This is a genomic window from Actinomadura sp. 3N508, assembly GCF_044326375.1.
Classification (GTDB): domain Bacteria; phylum Actinomycetota; class Actinomycetes; order Streptosporangiales; family Streptosporangiaceae; genus Spirillospora.
Map to the genome: position 1 here is coordinate 13119 of NZ_JBIRAX010000008.1, position 23865 is coordinate 36983.

The window sequence follows — 23865 nt, forward strand, 5'->3', positions numbered from 1 at the left end:
CGCGCCACTTTCGTGGCGAAGGCGAGTGAGGGGCGAGCGGTGTCCTCCACGGTGAATTCGTACATCAGCCGAATGCCGACGGCGGCCGCGGCCACTTCACTGGGCAGATCTTCGCGTTCGATGCCGTGCGGGCCGTCGATGACGAACACCCGCCGCTCTTTGCGGATGTGGCTCGCGCCGTAGACCTCGATGTCGTAGCTCACGTCGGACCTCAGTCGGTGTCGGTTGCCGCCAGGACGGCGAGGCGGCGGCGGTCCGGGGTCAGCGCGGCCAGGCCGATGTCCCAGGCCACCCGATCGAACCAGCCTGTCGCGGCATCGAAGTCGTACCAGGCGCAGTTCCTGACATGCGCTGCGACCTCGTCGATGGTGGCGTCGTCCGGAGTCCCGGAAAGGCCTGCCAGGGATTGCCAGGCCGCCAGGCGTCCATAGGCGCCGAAAGAACCCGGGTTGTACGCGCCTCCGGTGGACGCGGCGGCGAAGAGCAGGCGCCAGGCCCGCGACGGTGGGCAGGCGTTGAGCGAGAGTTCGGCGTCCGGTTCGCTCATGCATTCCAGCCCGGCCGTCAGGAGCGCGATCGGAACCGACTCGGCGTCCAGTGGCTCGGCGAGGGCGAAGACCCGGGCCTCGATGCGGCCGTTGGACTCCTCGGCCCAGTTCGCCACGGCCCTGGCGATGAGCGCGGCCGCGGCCGCCGTGGTCGTCTCCTCCGGCTCCGGAAGGCGGGCGCTGCCGGACGCCGCCATGGCGCGGCCCGTGGACGGCCCGTACGGGATCCCATGGCTGAGGCCGCTGCGCCCGTACTGCGGCAGGTCCGGATGCTCTTCAACGTCCGACAGCGTGAGCGGGAGCCGGCCCAGCGGGTGGCCGCGCCATCGCGGTGACGCCGTCCAGGTCGCGATTTCGGGTGTGTCGGTGACGGGGACGTCCCGGAGCACCATTTCCTGGACCAGGCAGGCGCGGAGCTCGTCCGACGCGTCCGGCCCGGTGAACACCGCCGACGCCAGATCCCGCACCCGCTGGCCGGACGCCAGCATCGACGCCAGCTGGCGGTCCGTCTTCGGGCCGCCGAATCCGGGCGAGGAGGCCAGCCGGACGGCCTGGGCCGCGTTCCCGGGGCCCTCGGTGGTGGCGAGCAGGCGCAGCAGCTGATCGAGGACGCTCCGGTACTGCCAGATTTGCCCGCCGCCAGAGGCGTGCCTCTCCGCGAGGGCGATGCCCAGGTCACCGACGAAGGCGGCGTCGCCCTGCGCGAGACGGTCGGCGGCCAGCTTCCAGACCCCGGTCACGTTCTTCAGGCCGGGCAGATCGGTCACGATCTTCTGTATCTGATCGTCCACAGGGCCGAGCCTAGGCAGGCGGCGTCGGCGGCGCCGGTCAAATATCAGGGTCGGCGGCGAGGGCCTCGTAGACGGGTGCGAGCACGTCGGTCAGCGGTCGGCGGCGAATTCTGATCGGCGGGGGAGTGGCCACCTGAAGGACGAAGCCCGGCGGCACGGGCGGCATGGCCGGACGGTCGCGGAGGCGGCCCAGCCCGGACGGCGGCGTCCAGAAACCGGCGGCGGTGAGCGGCTCGCCGTCCATCTCGAACGGGTCGGGCTCGGTCTCCGCGCCGCGCCGCAGCGCCGCCAGCAGCTGCCGCCTGCCCCGGCCGTTCCACTGGAGGATGAGGAACGGGTCGGCGTCGAACGCCTCCGCCAGCAGGTACAGGACGGCCGCCGCGTGCTTGCACGGGTCGCCCCAGTCGGGGCAGTCGCACATCAGGTGCAGGTCTTCGGCCGCGCCGGGGAACAGCGCGAGCCCCAGCTCGGCGAACACCCACTCGATCTCCGGCGGCATCTCCCCGGCGAGCAGCCGCGCCCGGAACACCGCTCGGGACGCCAGCTCCGCCTCGACGGCCCGCCACCCGTCGGCGTCGATCGCCTCGATGCCCAGCGCCACCTCGTACGGTTCGGGCGCCGTGCCGTGCACCTTCGCCGTCACCTCGTAGGGGGCGACCTTCAGGTCGAACACGTTGCCCTTGCGCGCGTAGGTCCGGCCGCGCTGGAGACGCCCCTTGTCGGCGAACGACTCGACCAGGTCGATGAAACGCCGCGACCACCACTGCGAGCCGATCGAGCCGCGCTTCGTCCGCGCCTTGATGCCCTCGAAGCCCTCGGCGCCCTCGAAATCTTCGCTCATCAGGCGCTCACCGCCTCGGGCGACAGCCGGAGGACGTCGCGCAGCTCGGCCACGGAGAGCTCGGTGAGCCACTCCTCGCCGGTGCCGACGATGGAGTCGGCGAGGGCCTTCTTGCGTTCGATCATCTCGTCGACGCGCTCCTCCATCGTCCCGACGCAGATGAACTTGCGGACCTGGACGTTGCGGGTCTGCCCGATGCGGAACGCGCGGTCGGTGGCCTGGTCCTCGACGGCGGGGTTCCACCAGCGGTCGACGTGCACGACGTGGTTGGCGGCCGTGAGGGTCAGGCCCGTCCCGGCGGCCTTCAGCGAGAGCAGGAAGATCGACGGTTCGGCGTCGTCCTGGAACCGCTCGACGAGATCGTCGCGCGCCTGCTTGGACGTCCCGCCATGCAGCCACAGCACCGGCCGCTCAAGCCGCCCCGCCAGGTAGGGCTGAAGCATCGACCCGAACTCCGCGTACTGGGTGAACACGAGAGCCTTCTCGCCCTGCTCCAGCACCTCGGCGCAGATCTCCTCAAGCCGCTCCAGCTTCCCGGAGCGCCCGGGGAGGCGCGACCCGTCCTTGAGCAGCTGCGCCGGATGGTTGCAGACCTGCTTCAGCTTCGCCATCGTCGCGAGGACGAGGCCGCGCCGCTGTGCCTCTTCCGCCTCGGCGATCTGGGCGAGCATGTCGTCCACGGTGGCCTGGTAGAGCGACGCCTGCTCGGTGGTCAGGTTGCAGTAGACCTTGATCTCCTGCTTCTCCGGCAGATCCGAAATGATCGACTTGTCGGTCTTGAGGCGGCGCAGCACGAACGGCTGCGTCGCCCGCTTCAGCGCCAGCGCCGCCTGCTCGTCGCCGTCCCGCTCGATCGGGATCGCGAACCGCCGCCGGAAATCGGCGCGCGGCCCGAGCAGCCCGGGATTCGCGAACTCCATGATCGACCACAGCTCGGTGAGATGGTTCTCCACCGGCGTGCCGGTGAGCGCGATCCGGTTCCGTGCCGGGATGCTCCGCACCGCCCTGGCCTGGCGCGTCCCGCTGTTCTTGAGCGCCTGCGCCTCGTCGCAGACGACGCGCCCCCACTCGATCCGCGCGAGCATCTCCGCGTCGCGCGTCGCCGTGCCGTAGGTGGTCAGCACCAGATCTGCCCCGGCCACGGCCTCGATCAGTTCCTCGCCGCGATGCCGCCCCGTCCCGTGGTGGACGTAGACGCGCAGCTTCGGGGTGAACCGGGCCGCCTCCCGCTGCCAGTTCCCCACCAGCGACATCGGCAGGATCGCCAGCGTCGGGTCGGGACGGGCGCCGTTCTCCCGCTCGTGCACCAGAAGCGACAAAACCGAAATCGTCTTACCTAGCCCCATGTCGTCGGCGAGTAGGGCGCCCAGCCCCAAATCGTCCATGAAGGTCAGCCAGGCGAGCCCGCGTTCCTGGTAGGGGCGCAGGTCGGCGTCCAGCTCGTCGGGGGTTCGCATGGGGGTCAGGCGGCGGTCGGCTTCGCCGGAGAGGAGGTCGCCCAGGGCGCCGTCGGTGTCGACGCCGGTGAGCGGGAGGGTGTCGTCGCCGGCGTGGATCACCGCGCGGATCGCCTCGGCGGCGGTCATGCGGCCGCGGCGGGGGTGGCGGAGGAAGTCGAGGGCGGCCTCCAGCTGCTGCTCGTCCAGCTCGACCCACTGGCCGCGGAGGCGGACCAGAGGCGTCTTCAGGCGGGCGAGCTCCTCCAGTTCGGCCTCGTCGATGCTGTCGTCGCCGATGGCGAGGTCCCAGCGGAAGTCGACCATGGCCTTCATGTCGAAGCCCGAGGCCATCGCCGAACCGGACGACGCCTCGGGGTCGTCGGTGCGCGCCGTCAGCTTCATGCCGAGCTTCGCCTTTCCCGCCCACTGCGGGAGCAGGACGCCGAAGCCCGCGGCGGCGAGCATCGGGGCCGCCTGGCGGAGAAAGCGGAACGCGCCCGCGGTGTCGAGGGCCAGTTCGGAGGGTTCGGGGCCGTCGAGCGCGCGGGCCAGGTCGGGGAACAGGCGCAGCGCGCGGCCGAGGCCGGTGAGCAGCGTCTCCTCGGCACTCGGGATCGACGTCGCCTCGCCCGCCCAGACGAGCGCGGCCGGGACGTAGAGGCTCGGATCGTCGGTGCCCTGGAGCGCGAACTCGATGCGCCAGGCATCGGAATCGTCCTCTGGGTCCGCGTCCGCGGACGGTTCGGCGAGGCGGAAGCACGTGCGGAGCGGGCCGTCCGGGCGGCGCGCGCCCGCCGCCCACGCGTCCAGCTCGGCGATCAGGTCGTCGGGGTCGTCGCGGGGCTCGCGGGCCACCGCCGGGGACGGGCCGGTCAGCGCCGCCACCCACCGCTCGGCGAGCGGCAGCCGGTCGGGCTCCTTGCGCCGGGACACCAGCAGCGGATGCGGCACCACCCCGCGGACCGCCGTGTCGACCAGCCCGGACAGCGCCTCGCGCAGCACCTCGGCGGCGGGACGGCCGCCGTCCGCGGCGCGGCACGCGGCGGGCATCGCGCGGGCCAGCGCCCGGAACCGCGCCGGGTCGTCGATCACCGGGCGCCAGCGGGCCACGAGGTCGCCGTCCTCGCGCAGCAGCGCGGGCAGCACCTGGCCGCGCCCGGCCAGATGGACGGCCTCGTCCGCGATCATGCAGAGGAAGCGCAGGTCGGTGCCGGGGACGACGTCGGCGCTGTGCTCGGCGGCCTGGAGCAGCGCCATCGCGGGGAACGGCTCCAGGACGAGCGCGGGCACCCGCCACGGGCGCAGGCCGGGCTCGGCCGGCACCGGTTCGGGACCCAGTTCGGCGGACGGCAGCGGATGGTCACCGGCCGTGGGAAGCGACATCGTCAGCTCGACGCGGAACGCGGTACGGACGAGCGGCTCGTAGGACGTCCCCGCGAAGTCGCAGGTCGCGAAAGGGTGGACGTCCGAGGAAAGCCCGTAGGGACCGGTGCGTTCGGCCCACAGGCAAAGCGCACCGCCATGCCAGGTGGCGTGGGCGACGAGCATGGTCACCGAAGCTATCAGCAGCCTCCGACGTCCCTGCCCATGACCGGCGTCGCCCGGCTGACTGCCGTCACTGCGGGCCCGAACCGCCGCGTTAGGCTCGGGACGTTGCCGCCGATATCACGCAGGAGGGTCGCCGTGGGCGAGTTCGTACGGGTCGAGGTCGAGGACGGGATCGCGACGATCAGGCTGGACCGTCCGAAGATGAACGCCCTGAACGCCCAGATGCAGCGCGAGCTGATCGACGCGGCCAGGCAGGTCACGCAGGACGACGCCGTCGGCGCGGTCGTCCTGTACGGCGGCGAGAAGGTGTTCGCGGCCGGTGCGGACATCAAGGAGATGGCGCCGATGTCGTACGCGCAGATGTCGGCCGGTCACTCGCGGCTGCTGCAGGACTTCGCGCGGGCGCTCGCCGGGATCCCCAAGCCGGTGATCGCCGCGATCACCGGGTACGCGCTCGGCGGCGGGCTGGAGACCGCGCTGACCGCCGACTTCCGCGTGGCGGGCGAGAGCGCGAAGGTGGGGCAGCCGGAGATCCAGCTCGGCATCATCCCCGGCGCGGGCGGGACGCAGCGGCTGTCCCGGCTGATCGGGCCGACCAAGGCCAAGGACCTGATCTTCTCCGGCCGGCACGTCGCGGCGGACGAGGCCCTCGCGATCGGGCTGGTCGACCGGGTCGTCCCGGACGCGGACGTCTACACGGCCGCGAAGGAATGGGCGGCGACGTTCGTCGGCGGGCCCGCGATCGCGCTCCGCGCCGCCAAGCAGGCCATCGACGCGGGCATGGAGGTCGATCTGGAGACCGGGCTGGAGATCGAGCGGACCCAGTTCGCCGCCCTGTTCGCCACCGAGGACCAGGCCGCCGGCATGCGGAGCTTCATGGAGGAAGGCCCCGGCAAGGCCAAGTTCACAGGCCGCTGACGGCGCGCTCCTGGGCGTCGAGGACCTCGTCGGCGTACTGCTCCGTCCATCGGCTCAGGGCGAAGAGGGGTTCGAGCATGCCGCGCCCCGGGCCGGTCAGGTCGTACTCGACGCGCGGCGGCGCTTCGGCGTAGCGGCGTCGGGTGACCAGGCCGTTCTGTTCCAGGCGGCGCAGGGTCTCGGTCAGGACCTTGTGGCTGATGCCGCCGATCCGGTCCTGGAGTTCGCGTGGCCGGAGCGGGCCGTTGCGCAGCGTCCACAGGACGACGCCGGTCCAGGTGCCGGACAGCAGGTCGAGGCCGAGCCGCGTCCGGCAGTCGGCCGCATACCGGATCTCGTCGAGCTGGATCTCGTCCATGAGCACCCCGCGATTCTGCCCTGCCCGATACGCACCGGATGGTGCCTAACGGTCCGCCTAGCGTCCCGTCCGACGGTAATCGAGGGGGAGGTCGAACATGCGGATCGGTGTACTGGGTGCGGGGAACATGGCGGACGCGCTGGCCACGCAATGGGCGCGCAAGGGTCACGAGGTCCGGTTCGGGGCGCGGACGCCCGCGAAGGCGGTCGCGCTCGCGGAGCGGACCGGCCACGGAGCGGCCGGCGGCACGCTTCGCGAGGCGGCGGAGTTCGGAGACGTGGTGCTCCTCGCCGTCTGGTACGACGGCGTCCAGGACGTCCTGCGCGAAGCGGGCCCGCTCGGCGGACGCGTGCTCATCGACTGCACCAACCCGATGGAGCCGCCGTTCGAGACCCTGAAGACGGACGGCGGCCCCTCGGCGGCGCTGCGCATCGCCGATGCGAGCGGCGGCGCGCGGGTGGTCAAGGCGTTCAACCTGTGCCACGAGAGCGTGTGGCGGATGACGCCGCCCGCGTTCGGCGGACGGCCGCTCGGCGTCCCGCTGTGCGGTGACGACGCGGAGGCGCTGGCGGTGGTCCGGGAACTGGTGGCCGACCTGGGGTGCGTGCCGATGGACGGTGGCGGGCTCGCGCGGGCCGGGCTGCTGGAGGCGGCCACGGCGTTCATGGTGGGGCTGTGGTTCGCGGGCGAGGACCCGGCCGCGATGATTCCGCCGCCCGAATACTCCGGGGGCGCACCGCAACTCACATCTCAGTGAATCTCCACAGTTTCTTGGGCGAGCCGCCCGGCGCCGTCAAGATCCGCCGATAGCATCTCGCGCCATGCGACACGCGTACCGCACCGCGCTCGTGACGGGTGCGTCCAGCGGGATCGGTGAGAGCTTCGCCCGCCTGCTGGCGGGCCGCGGGACCGATCTGGTGATCGTGGCGCGCCGGGCCGATCGGCTGGACGTCCTGGCCCGCGAGCTGGTGGAGCGGTACCGCGTCGCGGTGGAGGTGCTGGCGGCCGACCTGACCGACCCGCCGCAGCGCGCCGAGGTCGAGGGACGGCTGATCGCCGACCCGGTGGAACTTCTGGTGAACAACGCGGGGTACGGCGCTTTTGGAGCGTTCGCGGACGCGCCGCTCGACACCCAGCTCGCGCAGGTCGAGCTGAACGTGACCGCGCTGGTCCGGCTCACGCACGCGGTCCTGCCGGGGATGGTCGAGCGGGCGCGGGGCGGTGTCCTGAACGTGGCGTCGATGTCGGGGTTCGCGCCGTCGCCGGGCAGCGCGACCTACGGTGCGACGAAGGCGTACGTGGCGTCCTTCTCCGAGAGCCTGCACTCCGAGCTCGCGGGGAAGGGCGTGCACGTGACGGCGCTGTGCCCGGGGTTCACGCGGACCGACGACGAGGTCCCGTCCAACCTGCTGTGGCTGCGGCGCGACGACGTCGCGCGGGCGGGGCTGGAAGCGGTGGAGACCGGACGCGCGCTGTGCATTCCGGGCATGCAGTACAAGGCCGCGTTCCCGGCGCTGCGGCTCGTCCCGAGGCCGCTGCTCAGGGCCGCGGTGAACCGCATGTGGCAGCAGGCCGCCGACACGCGGTGACGCGCGCCTCCCACCCCCTTATTGCTCGGACCTACAAAACTCGCCGCCGGTTGGTTGTGGCGGGGCTTACTTGACGGGGATCACGCTCAGTGGCGACGATCGAACCTACGCTTTAGTAGGTTATGAAGTCCGGCCTGCTAGGAGCCCTCTCGGCGCCGCGCGCACGGCGGTGCCCGTCCGGCAGACCGCCCTCGTCAGCGAAGGAACCGCATGTCCGTGACCCCCGAAGAGAAGTTCCAGCTCAACCTGATGGTCGACCTTGAGCCGGTGGCCGAGAGGGAACTGAACCGGCACCTCTCGATGGCCAAGGAATGGTTCCCGCACCAGTACGTACCGTGGAGCGAAGGCAGCGACTTCGACGGGCCGCTGGGCGGCGAGCCGTGGTCGCTGGAGCAGTCGAAGCTGAGCGCCGAGGCGCGCGAGTCGCTCATCGTGAACCTGCTCACCGAGGACAACCTGCCCGGCTACCACAACGCCATCTCCACCGCGTTCGGCCGCGACGGCGCCTGGGGCACCTGGGTCAACCGGTGGACGGCCGAGGAGAACCGGCACGGCATCGTCATCCGCGACTACCTGACCGCCACCCGCGCGGTCGACCCGATCGCGCTGGAACGCGCCCGCATGCGCCACATGGAGGCCGGCTACGACGCCGACCACGGCGACTCGTTCCTGCACGGCGCGGCGTACGTGTCGTTCCAGGAACTGGCCACCCGCGTCTCGCACCGCAACACGGGCATGGCGTCCGGCGACCCGCTGTGCGAGCAGATGCTGGCCCGCGTCGCCGCGGACGAGAACCTCCACATGATCTTCTACCGGAACCTGATGGCCGCCGCGCTGGAGGCGGCGCCGAACGAGACGATGAAGGCGATCACCGACGTCGTCAAGGGGTTCCAGATGCCCGGCCACAGCATCGACGGGTTCCTCCGCAAGTCGGTCGTGATCGCCAACGCGGGCATCTACGACATGCGGCTCCACCACGACGACGTGCTCATTCCGGTGCTGCGCAAGTGGAACATCTTCGACCGCACCGACCTGTCCGGCGAGGGCGAGAAGGCCCGCGAGGAGCTGTCCGAGTTCCTGGCCGGGCTGGACGCGGCCGCGACGAAGTTCGAGACCCGCCGCGAGGAGCGCCGAGCCCGCCAGGCCGCCCGCCGCGCCTGACCGTCCTCCAGCCCCCACCCACCACCATTCAATCGACGAGCTTCGCTCGGCCCTTCGAACGCCGGCTAGATCGCTTGGTCCGATTTGTCCGGAACGTCGGGGCAGTTCCCGGCGTCAAAAGGGACATGGGGAAGCATCGACGGCTGGGCGGCTATCGGTTGCTGGACGAGATCGGCCGGGGGAGCACCGCGGTGGTCCACCTGGCCATGGACCCCCGCGGCCGCGAGGTCGCGGTGAAGGAGCTGAGCGCGGGGCTGGCGGGGGAGCCGGAGGCGATCAGCCGGCTGGCCCGCGAGATGTCCGCGCAGGGGCGCGTGCGCAGCGAGTACGTCGCGCGGCTGCTGGACGGGGAGATCACGGCGGAGCGGCCGTACGTGGTCATGCAGTACGTGCCGGGCTGCCCGCTGAACGACCTGGTCTCGGCGTACGGGCCGCTGCGCCGCGACCGGCTCGCCCGGTTCGCGCGGCGGCTGGCGCTCGCGCTCGGGGACGTCCACGACGCGGGCGTCCTGCACCGGGACGTCGCGCCCGGCAACGTGATCGTGATGGGCGACCGGCCGACGCTGATCGACTTCGGCATCGCGCACGAGTCGGGCGCCGAGCAGATCACCCGGCGCGGCATGGTCGTGGGGACGCCCGCCTACCTGGCGCCGGAGCTCATCGAGGGGGACCGTGCCACCGCCGCGTCCGACGTGTTCTCGTGGGCGTCGACGGTCGCGTACGCCACGACCGGGCGCCCGCCGTTCGGGCGCGGCTCGCTGCACGGCGTCTGCTTCCGGATCCTGCGCGGCCGGGCCGACCTCGACGGCGTGCCCGAGCCGCTGGCCGGGCTGCTGCGGGCGGCGTTCCAGCGCGACCCGGCCAAGCGCCCCACGGCGCGATGGCTCGCCGGCGCCCTGGCCGAAGTCGACGGCGCCGCGCGACCGGCCGGCGGCGCCGCACGTCCGGCCGGAGACCCGGCGGCGGGACGTCCCGCGGCCGGGAACAGGCGGCACGGCGTGCCCGCGGCCCGCCGCGGATGACATCTTCGGGCACGATCGACGGGGGTAGGGTTTCGGAAACGATGAAGGGAGCAGTCACGTCCGGGGACCGAATCGGCCACTACAACGTGCTCCAGACCCTCGGGGAAGGGGGAATGGGCGTCGTCTATCTCGGCGCCGATCCCGAGGGCCGGAACGTGGCCATCAAGGTGCTGCGGCCCGCGGTCGCGGGGGACGCCACGGCGCGTCGCCGGCTGGCCCGCGAGGTCGACTCGATGCGCCGGGTGCACAGCCCCCACGTCGCGGAGATCCTCGACGCCGACGTGACCGCCGACCGGCCCTACATCGTCACCCAGTACGTGCCGGGGCGGACGCTCGAAGAGATCGTCGAGGAGTCCGGGCCGATCTACGGGTCCGCGCTGCAGCGGCTCGCCGTTGGGCTCGGGGCCGCGCTGTCGGCGATCCACGGCGCGGGGATCGTCCACCGGGACATGAAGCCCGGCAACGTGATGCTCGTCGACAGCGAGCCCGTCGTGATCGACTTCGGTATCGCGCAGGGCGCCGACGCGACCCGGCTGACCGCGACCGGGATGGTCATCGGCACGCCCGGCTACCTGGCGCCGGAGATCATCGAGGGTGAGGACGCGGGCCCGCCGTCGGACGTGCACGCCTGGGCCGGGACGGTCGCCTACGCCGCGACCGGCCGCCCGCCGTTCGGCTCCGGCACCTTCGAGTCGATCTTCTACAAGATCATGCAGGGCACGCCCGACCTGGAGGGCGTGCCGGACGCGCTGCTGCCCGTGCTCCGCTCGGCCATGGCGCGGCATCCCGCCGAACGTCCCACCGCGGTGAACCTGGTGCAGCTCACCCGGCGGATCCACCTCGAAGCCACGATCACCGACCAGACCCGCGTCGACCGCCACTACCCGTCGCCGAGCGCGTCGCAGGCTCCCGCCGCCGCGCGGCCGGTGGACGAGACCGCGGCCGACCACTCCCGGCAGTTCTCCATGCCGGTGCCCGCTCCGCCGCCGCACGAGGTGGAGCAGCCGCGTCCCACCACGCCCGGCGCGACCGCGATCCCGGCCCCCGGGCCCCCGCCGGCCCCGGCTCCCACGCCGGCGCAGCCGCGCGACTTCGTCGGGCAGCTGCCGCCCGCCGCGCCGCCGCCCGTCCCGCCGCCGGGGCCCGCTCCGTTCAAGGCGGGCGAGCAGTTCCAGCAGCGCGGCTACGCCCCGCCCGGCCCCTACGACCAGGGCGGATACCCGCCGCAGCAGTACCCGCCGCCGAACCAGCCGCCGCCGGGCGCGCTGCAACGCGGCCCCGGCCCCTACGACCCGCAGACGCAGGACGCGCAGCGCCGAGTCGAGGAGCGTGCCCGGGCCGAGCGTGACCGCCGCAAGCCCTACGGCTGGTACCGGGTCATCAGCCTGCTCGTCCTGGTGGCGCTGCTCGGCTTCGCCGACATCGCGCCGCTGCTGGCCGTCGGCGCGACCATCGCCGGCGTGCTCGTCCTGCGGATGGCCGACAAGGCCGCCAAGGGCATGGAGGGCCGGCAGACGCGGCGCGGACCGCGCTCCGGCGACGCCGTCGCCGCGGCGTTCAGGACGCCGCTGCACCTGCCGGGCGCGCTGATGTCCACGGTGCTGTGGACGTCCCTCAGCGTCATCGCCGGGCTGATCATGCTCGCCGTGCTGATCTTCGCCAAGTCCGACATGACCGCCTCGAACGCCATCTCCTACTCCGCCATGGCGGTGATCGGATTGCTCTGCCTCGCGCCGGGCAGCGGCGCGCCACGGCGGCAGCTGGCCCGGGTCTGGGGCGCGCTGTTCCCGCGCACGGAGGCCGCGCTCGCCGGTGCGCTGGTCGTCGGGATCCTCGCGGTGGTGCTGATCGTGCTGGCCCAGGAGCAGCCGCCCGACACGACCCCGCTGGACGGCATGGGCCAAAGCCTGGAAGACCTGCGCGCCGACGTCCGCGAGCTCGTGGCCGGCCTGCCTGGCATGTGACAAGGTCGTTCCGGGGAGTGTGGGGGTCGTCCCCCACAGGAGACCGGACCAAATATGGCGGGGCGCCTCCGGTCGGTAGGGTGGCGTCCCATATGAGCGGCGAGATCGGCCACCAGGAGCACATCGGTCCGTACCGGCTGCTGTCCCGGCTGGGCGGCGGCGCGGGAACGGGCGCCGGTGGCGGTGCCGTCCACCGCGCGGCCGGGGCCGATGGCCGCGACGTGGCGATCAGGCTCCTCCCGCCGGGCGCCGGGCCCGACATCGCCCGCATGCGCGAGGTGCTGAGCCCCTACGTCGTGGACGTCCTGGACGGCGACCCCGGCGCGTCCCACCCGTACGTGGTGTCCAGGTTCGTCCCCGGACGGCCGCTCGCGGAGACGGTCGCCGAGCAGGGCCCGATGTCCGGCGACGCGCTGCACCGCATGGCGTTCGGGCTGGCCAAGGCGCTCGCCGCCATCCACCGGACCGGGCTCGCGCACGGCGCGCTGGGCCCCGACACGGTCCTCGTCGTGGACGGCGCGCCGGTCGCCGTCGACTTCGCGCTGGCGGAGAGCGCGAGCGAAGGCGCGGACATCCGGGCGTGGGCCGCGACCGTGGCGTTCGCCGCCACCGGAGACCCCGGGGCGCCCGCCGGCGACCTGCCCACCGGCCTGCGCCCGCTGGTCGCGGCGGCATCGGACCCCGACCCCGGTGCCCGCCCGTCCGCGGCCGAACTCGCCGCGGCGACCTCCCGCCTGACCATGTCCACGGCTCCCGCGCCGCGGCGTCCCGAACCGCAGGCGGCCGTGCCTCCGCCGGCCCCGGCCGCAGCGCCCGTGGCCGCGCCCGCCGCCTCCGCGACGGCGGCGGAGGCGCACGAGCTGGCCGTGGCGCGGGGCTGGGCGCGGCTGCTCGCCGCCATGGTCGTGGTGATCGCGGTCGGTGTCGTGATCATGGCGCCGATCGCGGGGCTGGTCCTGTCGCTGGGCGCGGTCACGCTGCTGCGGGTCGCGGGGACGACGGCGCGCGGCTGGGCCTGGGCCTTCGGGCGGACGCTGCTGACCGTCCCGTACGCGGCGGCGTTCACGGTCGCCGTGCCGCTCGGCCTCGTCGCGGTGTCGGCGGTCGGCGGGGAGATCGACTCGCTCAGCGCCTGCGCGTTCGGCGCCGGGACGGGAGCGGCCGTGCTGTGGACGGCGCCGGGCGTCAGCGGCCCGCGCCGCCAGCTGGAGCGGATGTTCCTGTCCGTCGCGCGGCGGCCGAGGCGCATCGCCGCCGCCGTGATCGTGCTCGGTGTGCTGGCGCTCGCGGCGGTGTTCGGCGCGCTGTCGCTGACGCCGAGCTTCTCGCCGATGTACGGGCTGCAGAGCTCGCTGGAGGGCACGATGGACCGGTTGCAGACCGCCGTCAACCGGTTCTGAGCGAATTGTGCCCACTGGCTACCCGCAAGTAACATGAGGGGGCATGGCCGAATCCGGGACCCGGTTCCGAAGCTCGTTCGGGTGTTTGGCAGGCTGTGACATCGAATCCGCCGCTGAGCTCAGCGGCCACGTGAGTGCAGGGAGGTCGGCCACCGGCCATGAACATCGTCGTCCTGGTGAAGCAGGTTCCCGATACGGAGAGCCCGCGCAAGCTGAAGTCCGATGACAGCACGCTGGACCGCGCCGCGGCGGACGGCGTCATCAACGAACTCGACGAGTACGCGATCGAGGAGGCGCTGCGGATCAAGGAGGCCGCCGGCGACGGTGAGGTGACCGTTCTGTCCATGGGCCCCGAGAAGGCGTCGGAGTCCATCCGCAAGTCGCTGGCGATGGGCGCCGACAAGGCCGTCCACCTGCTCGACGACGGCCTCGCCGGCTCGGACGCGCTGCAGACGTCCTACGCGATCCAGCAGGCGCTCGGCCGCACCGGGTTCGACCTGGTAATCCTCGGGTCGGAGTCCACCGACGCGCGGACCGGGCTGCTCGCCGCCATGCTCGCCGAGCGGCTCGGCGTCCCGCAGCTCTCGCTCGCGAACAAGGTCGAGATCGACGGGACGTCCATCAAGGTGCAGCGGCAGACCGACTACGGCTTCGACCGGGTCGAGGCCACCCTGCCCGCCGTCGTCAGCGTCGTCGAGAAGATCAACGAGCCGCGCTACCCGTCCTTCAAGGGGATCATGGCGGCCAAGAAGAAGCCGGTGGAGACGCTCGGCCTGGCCGACGCCGGCATCGACGCGGGCCAGGTCGGCCTGGCGAACGCGGCCACCGAGGTGGTCGACTTCGCCGAGGCGCCGCCGCGCGCGAAGGGTCAGATCGTCACCGACGAGGGCGACGGCGGCGCGAAGATCGCCGAGTTCCTCGCGTCGAAGAAGTTCGTCTGACCGGGGAAGGGGATTAGCGAACAATGGCGGAGATTCTCGTCCTCGTCGACCATGTCGACGGTGAGGTCAAGAAGGTCACGCTCGAACTGCTGACGCTGGCGAACCGGCTCGGCGAGGCCGCCGCGGTATGGGTCGGCCCCGGCTACGAGAGCGCGAAGGACAGGCTCGGCGAGTACGGCGCGGGCAAGGTGTACGTTGCCGCCGACGAGGAGCTGACCTCCTACGTCGTCGCGCCGAAGGCGGCGCTGCTGGCCCAGCTCGTGAACGAGAAGTCCCCGGCCGCGGTGCTCGTCGCCGCGACCGCCGAGGGCAAGGAGATCGCCGGCCGCCTCGCGGTGAAGACCGGCTCCGGCGTGCTCACCGACGTCGTGGACGTCACCGACGGCTTCGTCGCCGAGCACTCCATCTTCGGCGGCGGCATCATCTCGCACGCCCGGGTGAAGACCGGCACGCCGATCATCGCCGTCCGGCCGAACTCGGTCGCGCCCGAGGCCAATGCCGCCACCCCGGCAGAGGAGCAGGTCACGGTCGAGCTGTCGGACGCCGACAAGGCCGCGAAGATCGTGGAGAAGGTCGTCCAGGAGAAGGGCGAGCGCCCGGACCTGACCGAGGCCGCGATCGTCGTGTCCGGCGGGCGCGGTGTCGGCGGCGCCGAGAACTTCTCGATCATCGAGGGCCTGGCCGACTCGCTCGGCGGCGCCGTCGGCGCGTCCCGGGCCGCGACCGACGCGGGCTGGTACCCGCACTCGTTCCAGGTCGGCCAGACCGGCAAGACCGTGTCGCCGCAGCTCTACATCGCGGTCGGCATCTCCGGCGCCATCCAGCACCGGGCCGGCATGCAGACCTCGAAGACCATCGTCGCCATCAACAAGGACCCCGAGGCGCCGATCTTCGAGCTGGTCGACTTCGGGATCGTGGGCGACCTGTTCCAGGTCGCGCCGCAGCTCACCGAGGAGATCACCAAGCGCAAGTGACCCAGCGCGTGAACGCCCCGGCGGCCGGCCCGCCGGGGCGTTCCGCGTCTCAGGACTGTTCCGGCGACGGTGACGGCGCGCGGGCGGCCGCCAGCAGCTCCGGCTTCAGCAGCGCGTCCACCTCGCCGTACGGGACGACCGTGTCCTGCGTCCCGCACGCCATGGTGTAGCCCAGCAGCCCGGCGTGGAACGCGACCCGGACGCCCTTCGGGGTGAGCGCCATCGCGACGTCGGGGGTGTCGACGAACTTGGACGGGGTGTCGGCCCCGCCCGGCGGAGCCGCCTGGTCCGCGTTGCCGCCGCAGTAGCCGCCGCCGGGCATGTTCGCCTCGATCCGCGCGTCCAGCGGCGCGAGCGCCCGCGGGGTCGCGGCGCGGAACAGGCCGGGCGGCCGGTAGAGCGTCCCGGTCCGCAGGTCGACGACGGCGGCGGCCGGAGTGTCCCAGCCCGACCCGCGCTCGCCCTGCAGAGTGACGGTGTACCAGACCGACAGCAGCCGGTCGTTGCGCATCAGGATCTGCGGCCTCACAACGTCGGTGTAGGCGCCGCGGCCGATGTCCTTCAGGCCGTTCCTGGTCTTCGTCCAGCGCCGTTCGAGCGGTGCCCGCAGCGCCTGGTTGATCTTCCCGGTGAGCGCGGCGTCGCCGCCCGTGACCCGGACGATCTGCCCCTGCGCCTGGAACGTCATCCCGCCGCCCATGTCCTGGCGCGGCTCGCTGAGCGCGACGAGCCGGGCCGCGATGGGCCTCGGCTTCGGCGCATCGTCCGCGACGGTGACGTAGACCGCCGCGCCGCCGCCCGCGGCCACGGCGGCGGCCCCGCCCGCGACGGCGGCCGTCCCCTTCGCGCCGAGCGCGCTGATGACCCCGCCCTTGCCCGCCGCGCCCGCGGTCCCGGCCGCCCCCGCGCCCGATCCGGCGGCGCCCGCACCGGCGGCCCCCGCTCCCGCCGCGCCCGAGGCCGCGCCGCCCGATCCGATGCCGAGCGCGGTGAGCGGGAACAGCATGGACAGCGCCGCCGCGGCCCCCGCGAGCGTCCGGACGCCCTTCGCCTCCCAGCCGGGCCCGTACGCGCCCGACGCGACCGACTCCAGCTCCGCGACGAACCCGGACGCGCCGAGCGGGCGGTCCCACGGGTTCTTCGCCAGCCCCCGCTCGATCAGCGGGCGGAGCGGCTCGGGGACGTCCTCCACCGGAATGGGCGCCGTCAGGTGGCGGCCCATCAACCCGGCCTGGTCTTCGGCGGTGTAGGGCCGCCGCCCCGTCACGCATTCGAAGAACACGCAGGCCGCCGCGTACACGTCGGTGGCGGGGGAGGCGGGCTCGTCCCGCCACTGCTCGGGCGCCATGTAGACGGGGGTGCCCGACCGCCCGGACGCGCCCGCGTCCACGGCGATGCCGAAGTCGATCAGCTTGCTCAGCCCGTCGCCGCGGACGATCACGTTCGCGGGCTTGTAGTCCCGGTGGACGATCCCGACGTCATGCGCCGCCGCCAGGCCCAGCAGCGAGCCCTTCAGCACGGTCAGCGCGGCCTCCGGCGCCAGGGGCCCGCGCTCGGCGAGCACCGCCTTGAGGGGCGCGCCGTCCACCGCCTCCATGACGATGGCGGCGCCGTCCGGTGCCTCGACCAGCCCGAACAGCTGGGTGACGAACGGGTTGCGCAGCCGCCGCAGCAGGTCGGCCTCGGCGCGGAACCGGGTGCGGAACCCCTCGTCCCCGGCGAGCGGATCCGCCAGGTACTTGATCGCCGCCGTCAGGCCGGTCGCGTCGTGCCGCGCGAGCACGACGCGACCCTGGCCGCCCTCGCCGAGCACCCGCAGCTCCGTGTAGCCCGGGACCCGCCACTCGCCCATCCGCCGCCCCCATCACCAGGAAAGAACACCGATGGGGTTATATCGGATCACGCGGCCGACCAGAAGGGTCAGGCCGCGACGGGCTCCGGCTCCGCGTCGCCCACCCGGCCCGTGCCCGCGGGGACGCTCGCGGCCGCGGCGAAGTCGCTCCCGGCGCGCAGCGGGACGAAACGGGCACCGGCCGCGATGAGCAGCGCCAGCACGACCACCGTCCCGACGCCCACGCGCAGGGACGTCGCGTCCGACAGGAACCCGACCACGACCGGGCCGAGCAGCAGCCCGCCGTAGCCCATCGCGCCGACCTGCGCGACGGCCGCCGCCGGACGGTCCGGCGCAGCCGTCCCGGCCAGCGAGATCGTCGTCGGGACGACCGTGCAGACCACCAGCCCCGTCACGAAGAACCCGGCGATCGCGACCGGCGGTGCCGGCGCCAGCACCACGATCGTCATGCCGAGCGCGGTGCCGAGCCCGGCGCCGACCAGCAGCCGGCGGGTGCCGAGCCGCATCCGGACGCGGTCGCCGACGAGCCGGCCGAGCAGCATCGCCAGCTCGAACATCGGGTATCCGGCCGCGGCGACGGCCTCGGTGGCGCCCATCTCGTCGTGCAGCAGCAGCCCGCTCCAGTCGGCGATCGAGCCCTCGGTCATGAACGCGATGAACGCCAGGACGCCGATCAGGTAGACGGTGGGCGGCAGGCGGCGTGCCCTGCGTCCCGTCCCGGACGCGGCCGGGGCGGGCGGGTCGGGCAGGTAGGTGCGGCCGAGCGCGAGCCCGGCGGGCAGCGCCAGCAGCGCGGTGGCGAGGACGGTCGCGGTGAACCCGACCCCGGCCGCCGCGCTGACGACGCCGAACACGCCGCCGCTCATCGCGCCGACGCACCACCCGGCGTGCATGCCGCTCATGATCGACCGCCGGTGCGCCTGCTCGACCACGCTGCCCTGCGCGTTCATCGCGATGTCGGTGATCCCGAACGTCATGCCGAACAGCACCACGGCGGCGAGCAGCACCCCGTAGGTGGGCGCGAGCGCGACGGCCGCGTACGACAGCGCCGTCAGCGGCAGCGCGACCCGCAGCGCGGCGCGGCTCCCGGCGCGGGCCATCACGCCGCGCAGCGCCTGCATGGCGACGATCGCGCCGAGCCCCCAGACGAGGACGACGATGCCGATCTCGGCCTCGTTCGTCCCGAACTTGGCGGCGAGGGCGGGCATGCGGGCCACCCACACTCCGGTCAGCAGGCCGGCCAGCGCGAAGGTCAGGAACGTTCCCGAACGGGCACGGAACAGCATGGGTCACCTCTTTCAGACGGTCGTGGAACGCTCCATTACGCGTTCAGGCGGATGGACGGCCGATACCGTCCGGCGTCATCGCTCCAGCAGGCCCAGGAGCCGTTGCCGCAGCTCTTCGAGCTGCTCCGGGCCGTACAGGCCGGGATCGTGGCTGACCACTTCCCAGAGCCCTTCGGCCGCCAGCCGGACGACCGTCGCGATGCCGGGATCGGGGTCGTCGGCGGGGGTGCCCGCGGGGGCGCGGCCGTGCCAGCGCCGCATCGCCTCGTTCAGCGGCTCGGCCTGCTCCGGGTCCGCCGCGGCGGCGGTGATCGCCGACCAGCGCCGGTACGCGCGGGCCTCCCCGGTCAGGATCTCGAACGTCGCCTCGACGTAGGCCCGGGTGTAGGCGCCCGGCACGCCGTCCCCGTAGGAGCCGAGGTAGGAGGCGATCAGGTCGTCGAACTCGTCGATGACCCGCGCCACCATCGCCCGGACGAGCGCCTCCTTGGTGGGGAAGTGGTAGAGCAGCCCGCCCTTGCTGACGCCGGCGCGATCCGCGACCGCGGTGAGCGTCAGCGCCTGCGTCCCCTGCTCGGAGAGGACGGCTTCGGCGGCGTCGAGGAGGGCTTCCTTCATCATGGTGATCTCACTGTACCGGCTGGACGGTACAGCCTCTCAACCGGCCCGCCCCAGCCCGTATTCCCATTTAGGGACGCCCGTGCCGGCAGGGCGCCCGGGGAGGAACAACCCCGCCGCGGATACTGTTGTGCGCGTGGTGACCTACCTCGACCATGCGGCGACCACCCCGATGCTGCCCGAGGCCATCGCGGCGATGACCGCGGAGCTGCGCGAGCTCGGGAACCCGTCCTCGCTGCACGCGGCGGGACGGCGCGCCCGCCGGGTCGTGGAGGAGTCCCGCGAGATCATCGCCGAGGCGTTCGACGCCCGCCCGAGCGAGGTCGTGTTCACCTCCGGCGGCACCGAGGCCGACAACCTCGCGGTCAAGGGCCTTTACTGGGCCCGCCGCGCCGCCGACCCGTCTCGCACCCGCGTGCTGGCGAGCGCCGTCGAGCACCATGCCGTCCTCGACGCGGTCCAATGGCTCGCCGACCACGAGGGCGCCCGCGTCGAGTGGATCCCCGTGGACGCCGACGGACGCGTTCGTCCCGAGGCCCTCCGCGACGCGCTCGGCACTGGCGGTGACGTGGCGCTCGCGAGCGTGATGTGGGCCAACAACGAGGTCGGCACGGTCCAGCCGATCGCCGAGCTGGCCGCCGTCGCCCGGGAGCACGGCGTCCCGCTGCACACCGACGCCGTCCAGGCCGCCGGGACGCTGCCCGTCTCGTTCGCGGCGAGCGGCGCGCAGGCGCTCACGCTCACCGGGCACAAGCTCGGCGGGCCCATCGGCATCGGCGCGCTGCTGCTCGCCAAGCCGAAGCCGCCCGTCCTCCTCGACCCGGTGCCGCTGCTGCACGGCGGCGGCCAGGAGCGCGACGTCCGCTCCGGGACGCTCGACACGCCCGCCATCGCCGGGTTCGCCGCCGCCGTCCAGACCATGGCCGCGCGCCGGGACGCCGAAGTCCACCGCCTCACCGAGCTGCGCGACCGGCTGATCGACGCGGTCCGCGCCGTCGTGCCGGACGCCGTCCTGAACGGCGACGCCGAGGGCCGCCTCCCCGGCAACGCGCACTTCTCCTTCCCCGGCTGCGAGGGCGACGCGCTGCTCATGCTGCTGGACGCGCGCGGCATCGCCTGCTCCACCGGTTCGGCCTGCTCGGCCGGGGTCTCCCAGCCCAGCCACGTCCTGACCGCGATGGGCTCCACCCCTGAGCACGCCCGCGGCTCCCTGCGCTTCACCCTCGGACACACCTCGACCGACGAGGACGTCAAGGCCCTGGCCGACGCCATAGGCCCCGCAGTGGAGCGCGCCCGCCAAGCAGGCCTCAGCTGATACGCCGGAGTTTGACCGTTCCTTTAACGGGGACGAGCCCGCCCGTGGCGACGGATGTGAGCGACGGAATCGAACGGGCGGCGGGACACCCCTGGTTTCACGGCATGTCCCGCGGGGGGCTGGTCGCGCGCGGCGTCCTCTACCTCCTCGTCGGATGGCTGGCCCTGCAGGTCGCCTTCGGCGGGGGCGGGCGGGAGGCCGACCGGAAGGGCGCGCTGCAGATCGTCGCCGACCAGCCCGGCGGTCCGGCCGTCCTCGGGCTGATGACGGCCGGCTTCGCCGCCCTGGCGCTCTGGCAGTTCGCGGAGGCCCTGTTCGGACGTCCCATGCCGGACGGCGACAAACCCACCTCGCGCCTCGGCTCCGCCGGACGCGGCATCGCCTACACGGCCGGTTGCGCCGCGACCCTCGCGTTCCTGCTCGGCTACCAGGGGCAGTCCAGCGACCAGCAGTCGAAGTCCATCACCGCGCGGCTGATGGGGGAGCCCGGCGGACGCTGGCTCGTCCTGGCGATCGCCGCCTGCTTCGTGGCGTGGGCCGCCGTCGTGATCGTCAACGCGGCCCGCCGCACGTTCATGGACGAGCTCAGCGACGCGCGGATGGGCCGCCTAGCGCGCCGCGCCGTCCAGCCGTTCGGGATCGTCGGCAATATCGCCCGCGGCCTGGTCGGCGCCGCCGTGGGCGCCTTCCTCGCCTACGCGGCCATCACCTTCCAGCCGGACGAGGCCCGGGGCCTGGACGGCGCGCTCCGCGAGTTCGCCGCCACCCCCGCCGGAGCCTGGGGCCTCGCCGCGGTCGCGCTGGGCGTCCTCACCTTCGGCGTCTACAGCCTCTTCGAGTCCCGCTACCGCAAGGTCGACTCGACGAAGCCGACCCGCCCGGGGGGTCACGGCTGGTAGGGCATCAGGGCCTTCCAGCCGGGGTCGCTGGTGGAGGCGACCTTCGCCTTGCCCTCCGACCACGCGGCGGCGAGCTGGTCGAGTTCGGAGATGACGCCGGAGTCGGGGTCGGCGTAGAGGTGGAAGACGCGCAGGCCGTCGCCGGTCTCGCGGACGGCCAGGACGGCGCGGTCGCCGAGCTTGGCGAGCTTCTTCTCGAACGCGCGCAGCGCCCCGGACGACGGCTCGACGGGCAGCCGGTCGGGGTTGCTGTTGGCGTACGGGACGGAGATCGCCACGTGCAGGTCGCAGAGCGGGTAGTCCTGCCGGTGCAGCGGGAACCGGGCGCCGAGACGGGCGGGGTGGCCGCGCGGGGTGCGGCCCTCGCCGGTCAGCCAGGTGGGCTCGCCGAACGGCTCGGCGACCTGCTCGATCACCGAGGGCAGCATCGACGGGGGCAGCGCGTCGATCGGCGCCTCCGTCGCGATCGTGACCTCGCCGACCCAGCGGGCGACGTCGTCCTCGCCGAGCGCCCAGTGCAGGACGTTCATCGCGACCTGGATCTGCTGCTCCTCGGCCACGAACAGGAAGTCGGGGTGGTAGGCGGTGAGGTGCACGCGGGCGCGGCCCGCGTCGGCGCGCATGCCGAGGCGGACGTACTCCAGGTCGAACTCGTGGTCGCCGAGGACGAGGTCCTGCCCGAGCATCTCGGGGTCGGCCTGCCGCGCCGGGTGGAACCGCCAGCCGCCCGCCGCCGCCCCGGTGGGCGCGGAGCGCGCCCACCGCTCGGTGATGCCGCGCAGCTCGGGGTTCCCGCCGCCGGTCACGGTGAGGGACGGGGCGCGGTCCTCCGCGCCGCCGATCTCCCACAGCAGCCCCGGGTGGATCTTGTGGACGCGCCGGGACAGCTCCTCGATCGCGTCCGCCGACAGCCCCTCGCCGGGCGTCTCGCCCTCCGGGTGGTCGGGCCCGGCGGCCAGGGACGCCTCGATGGTCGGGCGGGCCTGCGCCCACCACTCCCAGAACTCGCTGATCGCGGGCGGCGTCACGGCGGACGTGTCGCGCGGACGACGGAAGATTCCCAACTGTCGTCTCTTCCTTGTCGTGGTCAAGCGGCCGAACCGCCTCATGACCGGGGCCGATGAGGTCGCTGGAGGATGCGTCCGGGATGGCGCGGGGCTCTGCCGGGGATCCGGCGAGGCCATGCCCGTCTCGCTAAACCCTACGTGAGGCGCGGTGCTTCCCGTCGGCGCCCAGCCGGTCCGGAAATGATGACGGGGGAGGGGCCCGTGGCGCGTACCCTCGAAGGGTTATGGCTCTTCGCGTACTGGCCGCCATGTCGGGCGGCGTCGACTCCGCCGTGGCCGCCGCCCGCGCCGCCGAGGCCGGGCACGACGTCACCGGCGTCCACATGGCCCTGTCCAGCAACCCGCAGTCGTACCGGTCGGGCGCCCGCGGCTGCTGCACCCTGGAAGATTCCAGGGACGCGCGCCGCGCCGCCGACGTGATCGGCATCCCCTTCTACGTGTGGGACCTCGCCGAGCGCTTCCACCGCGACGTGGTCGAAGACTTCGTCAGCGAGTACGCGGCCGGGCGCACCCCGAACCCGTGCCTGCGCTGCAACGAGAAGATCAAGTTCGCGGCGCTGCTGGACCGCGCCATCGCGCTCGGCTTCGACGCCGTCTGCACCGGCCACTACGCCCGGCTTGACGACGGCGTCCTGCGCCGCGGCGTCGACGCGGGCAAGGACCAGTCGTACGTCCTGGCCGTCTGCACGCCCGAGCAGCTCGCGCACGCGCTGTTCCCGCTGGGCGACACGTCCAAGGCCGACATCCGGGTGGAGGCGGAGCGGCGCGGGCTCCAGGTGGCCGACAAGCCCGACAGCCACGACATCTGCTTCATCGCCGACGGCGACACCCGCGGCTTCCTGGCCGAGCGGCTCGGCGCGGCGCCCGGCCCGATCGTCGACACCGACGGCAACGAGGTCGGACGGCACGACGGCGCCTACGCCTACACGATCGGGCAGCGCAAGGGGCTGCGGATCGGCACGCCCGCGGCCGACGGGCGCCCGCGCTACGTCCTGGACATCTCCCCGGTGACGAACACGGTCACCGTGGGGCCGCGCGACTCGCTGGACGTCGACGAGATCACCGCCGAGCGCCCGGTGTGGCTGAGCGAGGCGCCCGACGGGCCGTTCGGCTGCCATGTCCAGCTCCGCGCGCACGGCGAGGTCCACGCCTGCACCGCCGAGCGGGACGGCGACGCCCTGCGCATCCGCCTGGCCGGCCCGGCCCGTGGCGTCGCGCCGGGGCAGGCCGCCGTCCTGTACGACGGCGACCGGGTGCTCGGGTCCGCGACGATCGCCGACACCGCCCGCGTCCCGGCCTAGCCGCGGGCGCGCGGACGTGATCGCCGCGCCGAT

The 23865-nt window shown here is 73.3% G+C and carries 20 protein-coding genes; 12 read left to right on the forward strand and 8 right to left on the reverse strand.

What is annotated here, in order from left to right:
• Positions 1–211 precede the first annotated feature (211 nt).
• The 3 genes from ACH34S_RS26500 to ACH34S_RS26510 are packed head-to-tail and all read right to left on the reverse strand — an operon-like array spanning position 212 to position 5167.
• Positions 212–1339, reverse strand: coding sequence for a DUF6183 family protein (locus ACH34S_RS26500; protein WP_395955519.1), 1128 nt, complete (start codon positions 1337–1339; stop codon positions 212–214).
• Between the two features lie 37 nt (positions 1340–1376).
• Complete coding sequence (locus tag ACH34S_RS26505; RefSeq protein WP_395955520.1) at positions 1377–2180, reverse strand: SWIM zinc finger family protein; 804 nt, start codon at positions 2178–2180, stop codon at positions 1377–1379.
• Positions 2180–5167 (reverse strand): DEAD/DEAH box helicase, encoded by a 2988-nt coding sequence (locus ACH34S_RS26510; protein WP_395955867.1) that lies wholly within the window; start codon positions 5165–5167, stop codon positions 2180–2182. Before ACH34S_RS26510 ends, ACH34S_RS26505 begins: the two co-directional genes overlap by 1 nt.
• Before the next feature lie 135 nt (positions 5168–5302).
• On the opposite strand from ACH34S_RS26510, the gene ACH34S_RS26515 reads away from it, so the two are divergent.
• The gene (locus ACH34S_RS26515) at positions 5303–6085 is read left to right on the forward strand and encodes an enoyl-CoA hydratase/isomerase family protein (RefSeq protein WP_395955521.1); all 783 of its coding nucleotides are present in this window, start codon (positions 5303–5305) and stop codon (positions 6083–6085) included.
• On the opposite strand, the gene ACH34S_RS26520 is transcribed toward ACH34S_RS26515, so the two are convergent.
• Positions 6072–6443: a winged helix-turn-helix transcriptional regulator gene (locus ACH34S_RS26520; protein WP_395955868.1), complete on the reverse strand. Its 372-nt coding sequence runs from the start codon at positions 6441–6443 to the stop codon at positions 6072–6074. The two genes, ACH34S_RS26515 and ACH34S_RS26520, sit on opposite strands and share 14 nt — an antisense overlap.
• 97 nt (positions 6444–6540) lie before the next feature.
• On the opposite strand from ACH34S_RS26520, the gene ACH34S_RS26525 reads away from it, so the two are divergent.
• The 8 genes from ACH34S_RS26525 (at position 6541) to ACH34S_RS26560 (ending at position 15494) form a co-directional block, all read left to right on the forward strand.
• Entirely contained in the window at positions 6541–7200 is a 660-nt protein-coding gene (locus ACH34S_RS26525) for an NADPH-dependent F420 reductase (protein ID WP_395955522.1), read from the forward strand.
• A 64-nt stretch (positions 7201–7264) separates the two neighbouring features.
• A complete protein-coding gene (locus ACH34S_RS26530; RefSeq protein WP_395955523.1) occupies positions 7265–8032 on the forward strand; it encodes an SDR family NAD(P)-dependent oxidoreductase in 768 nt (255 codons plus the stop codon).
• Positions 8033–8242: 210 nt separating this feature from the next.
• A complete protein-coding gene (locus ACH34S_RS26535; RefSeq protein ID WP_395955524.1) occupies positions 8243–9193 on the forward strand; it encodes an acyl-ACP desaturase in 951 nt (316 codons plus the stop codon).
• A 125-nt stretch (positions 9194–9318) separates the two neighbouring features.
• Positions 9319–10215: a serine/threonine-protein kinase gene (locus tag ACH34S_RS26540; RefSeq protein ID WP_395955525.1), complete on the forward strand. Its 897-nt coding sequence runs from the start codon at positions 9319–9321 to the stop codon at positions 10213–10215.
• A 41-nt stretch (positions 10216–10256) separates the two neighbouring features.
• On the forward strand, positions 10257–12179 hold the full coding sequence (locus ACH34S_RS26545) for a serine/threonine-protein kinase (protein WP_395955526.1): 1923 nt from the start codon (positions 10257–10259) through the stop codon (positions 12177–12179).
• A 92-nt stretch (positions 12180–12271) separates the two neighbouring features.
• Positions 12272–13579, forward strand: coding sequence for a hypothetical protein (locus tag ACH34S_RS26550; protein ID WP_395955527.1), 1308 nt, complete (start codon positions 12272–12274; stop codon positions 13577–13579).
• Positions 13580–13737: 158 nt separating this feature from the next.
• Entirely contained in the window at positions 13738–14520 is a 783-nt protein-coding gene (locus ACH34S_RS26555; protein WP_395955528.1) for an electron transfer flavoprotein subunit beta/FixA family protein, read from the forward strand.
• A gap of 23 nt (positions 14521–14543) precedes the next feature.
• Positions 14544–15494, forward strand: coding sequence for an electron transfer flavoprotein subunit alpha/FixB family protein (locus ACH34S_RS26560; RefSeq protein WP_395955529.1), 951 nt, complete (start codon positions 14544–14546; stop codon positions 15492–15494).
• Between the two features lie 49 nt (positions 15495–15543).
• Here ACH34S_RS26560 and ACH34S_RS26565 read toward each other — a convergent pair whose 3' ends face one another.
• The 3 genes from ACH34S_RS26565 to ACH34S_RS26575 form a co-directional block, all read right to left on the reverse strand.
• Positions 15544–17346: a serine/threonine-protein kinase gene (locus ACH34S_RS26565; RefSeq protein ID WP_395955530.1), complete on the reverse strand. Its 1803-nt coding sequence runs from the start codon at positions 17344–17346 to the stop codon at positions 15544–15546.
• Between the two features lie 68 nt (positions 17347–17414).
• A complete protein-coding gene (locus ACH34S_RS26570; RefSeq protein ID WP_395955531.1) occupies positions 17415–18632 on the reverse strand; it encodes an MFS transporter in 1218 nt (405 codons plus the stop codon).
• 75 nt (positions 18633–18707) lie between these two features.
• Positions 18708–19253 (reverse strand): TetR/AcrR family transcriptional regulator, encoded by a 546-nt coding sequence (locus tag ACH34S_RS26575; protein WP_395955532.1) that lies wholly within the window; start codon positions 19251–19253, stop codon positions 18708–18710.
• Between the two features lie 136 nt (positions 19254–19389).
• Here ACH34S_RS26575 and ACH34S_RS26580 point away from each other — a divergent pair, with 136 nt between their 5' ends.
• Positions 19390–20565: a cysteine desulfurase family protein gene (locus ACH34S_RS26580; RefSeq protein WP_395955869.1), complete on the forward strand. Its 1176-nt coding sequence runs from the start codon at positions 19390–19392 to the stop codon at positions 20563–20565.
• Positions 20566–20669: 104 nt separating this feature from the next.
• Entirely contained in the window at positions 20670–21464 is a 795-nt protein-coding gene (locus tag ACH34S_RS26585; protein WP_395955533.1) for a DUF1206 domain-containing protein, read from the forward strand.
• Here the strand turns inward: ACH34S_RS26585 and ACH34S_RS26590 are convergent.
• Entirely contained in the window at positions 21452–22528 is a 1077-nt protein-coding gene (locus ACH34S_RS26590; protein ID WP_395955534.1) for a DUF695 domain-containing protein, read from the reverse strand. The two genes, ACH34S_RS26585 and ACH34S_RS26590, sit on opposite strands and share 13 nt — an antisense overlap.
• A 227-nt stretch (positions 22529–22755) precedes the next feature.
• Between ACH34S_RS26590 and mnmA the strand changes: the two genes are divergently transcribed.
• A complete protein-coding gene (gene mnmA, locus ACH34S_RS26595; RefSeq protein ID WP_395955535.1) occupies positions 22756–23832 on the forward strand; it encodes a tRNA 2-thiouridine(34) synthase MnmA in 1077 nt (358 codons plus the stop codon).
• Positions 23833–23865 lie beyond the last annotated feature (33 nt).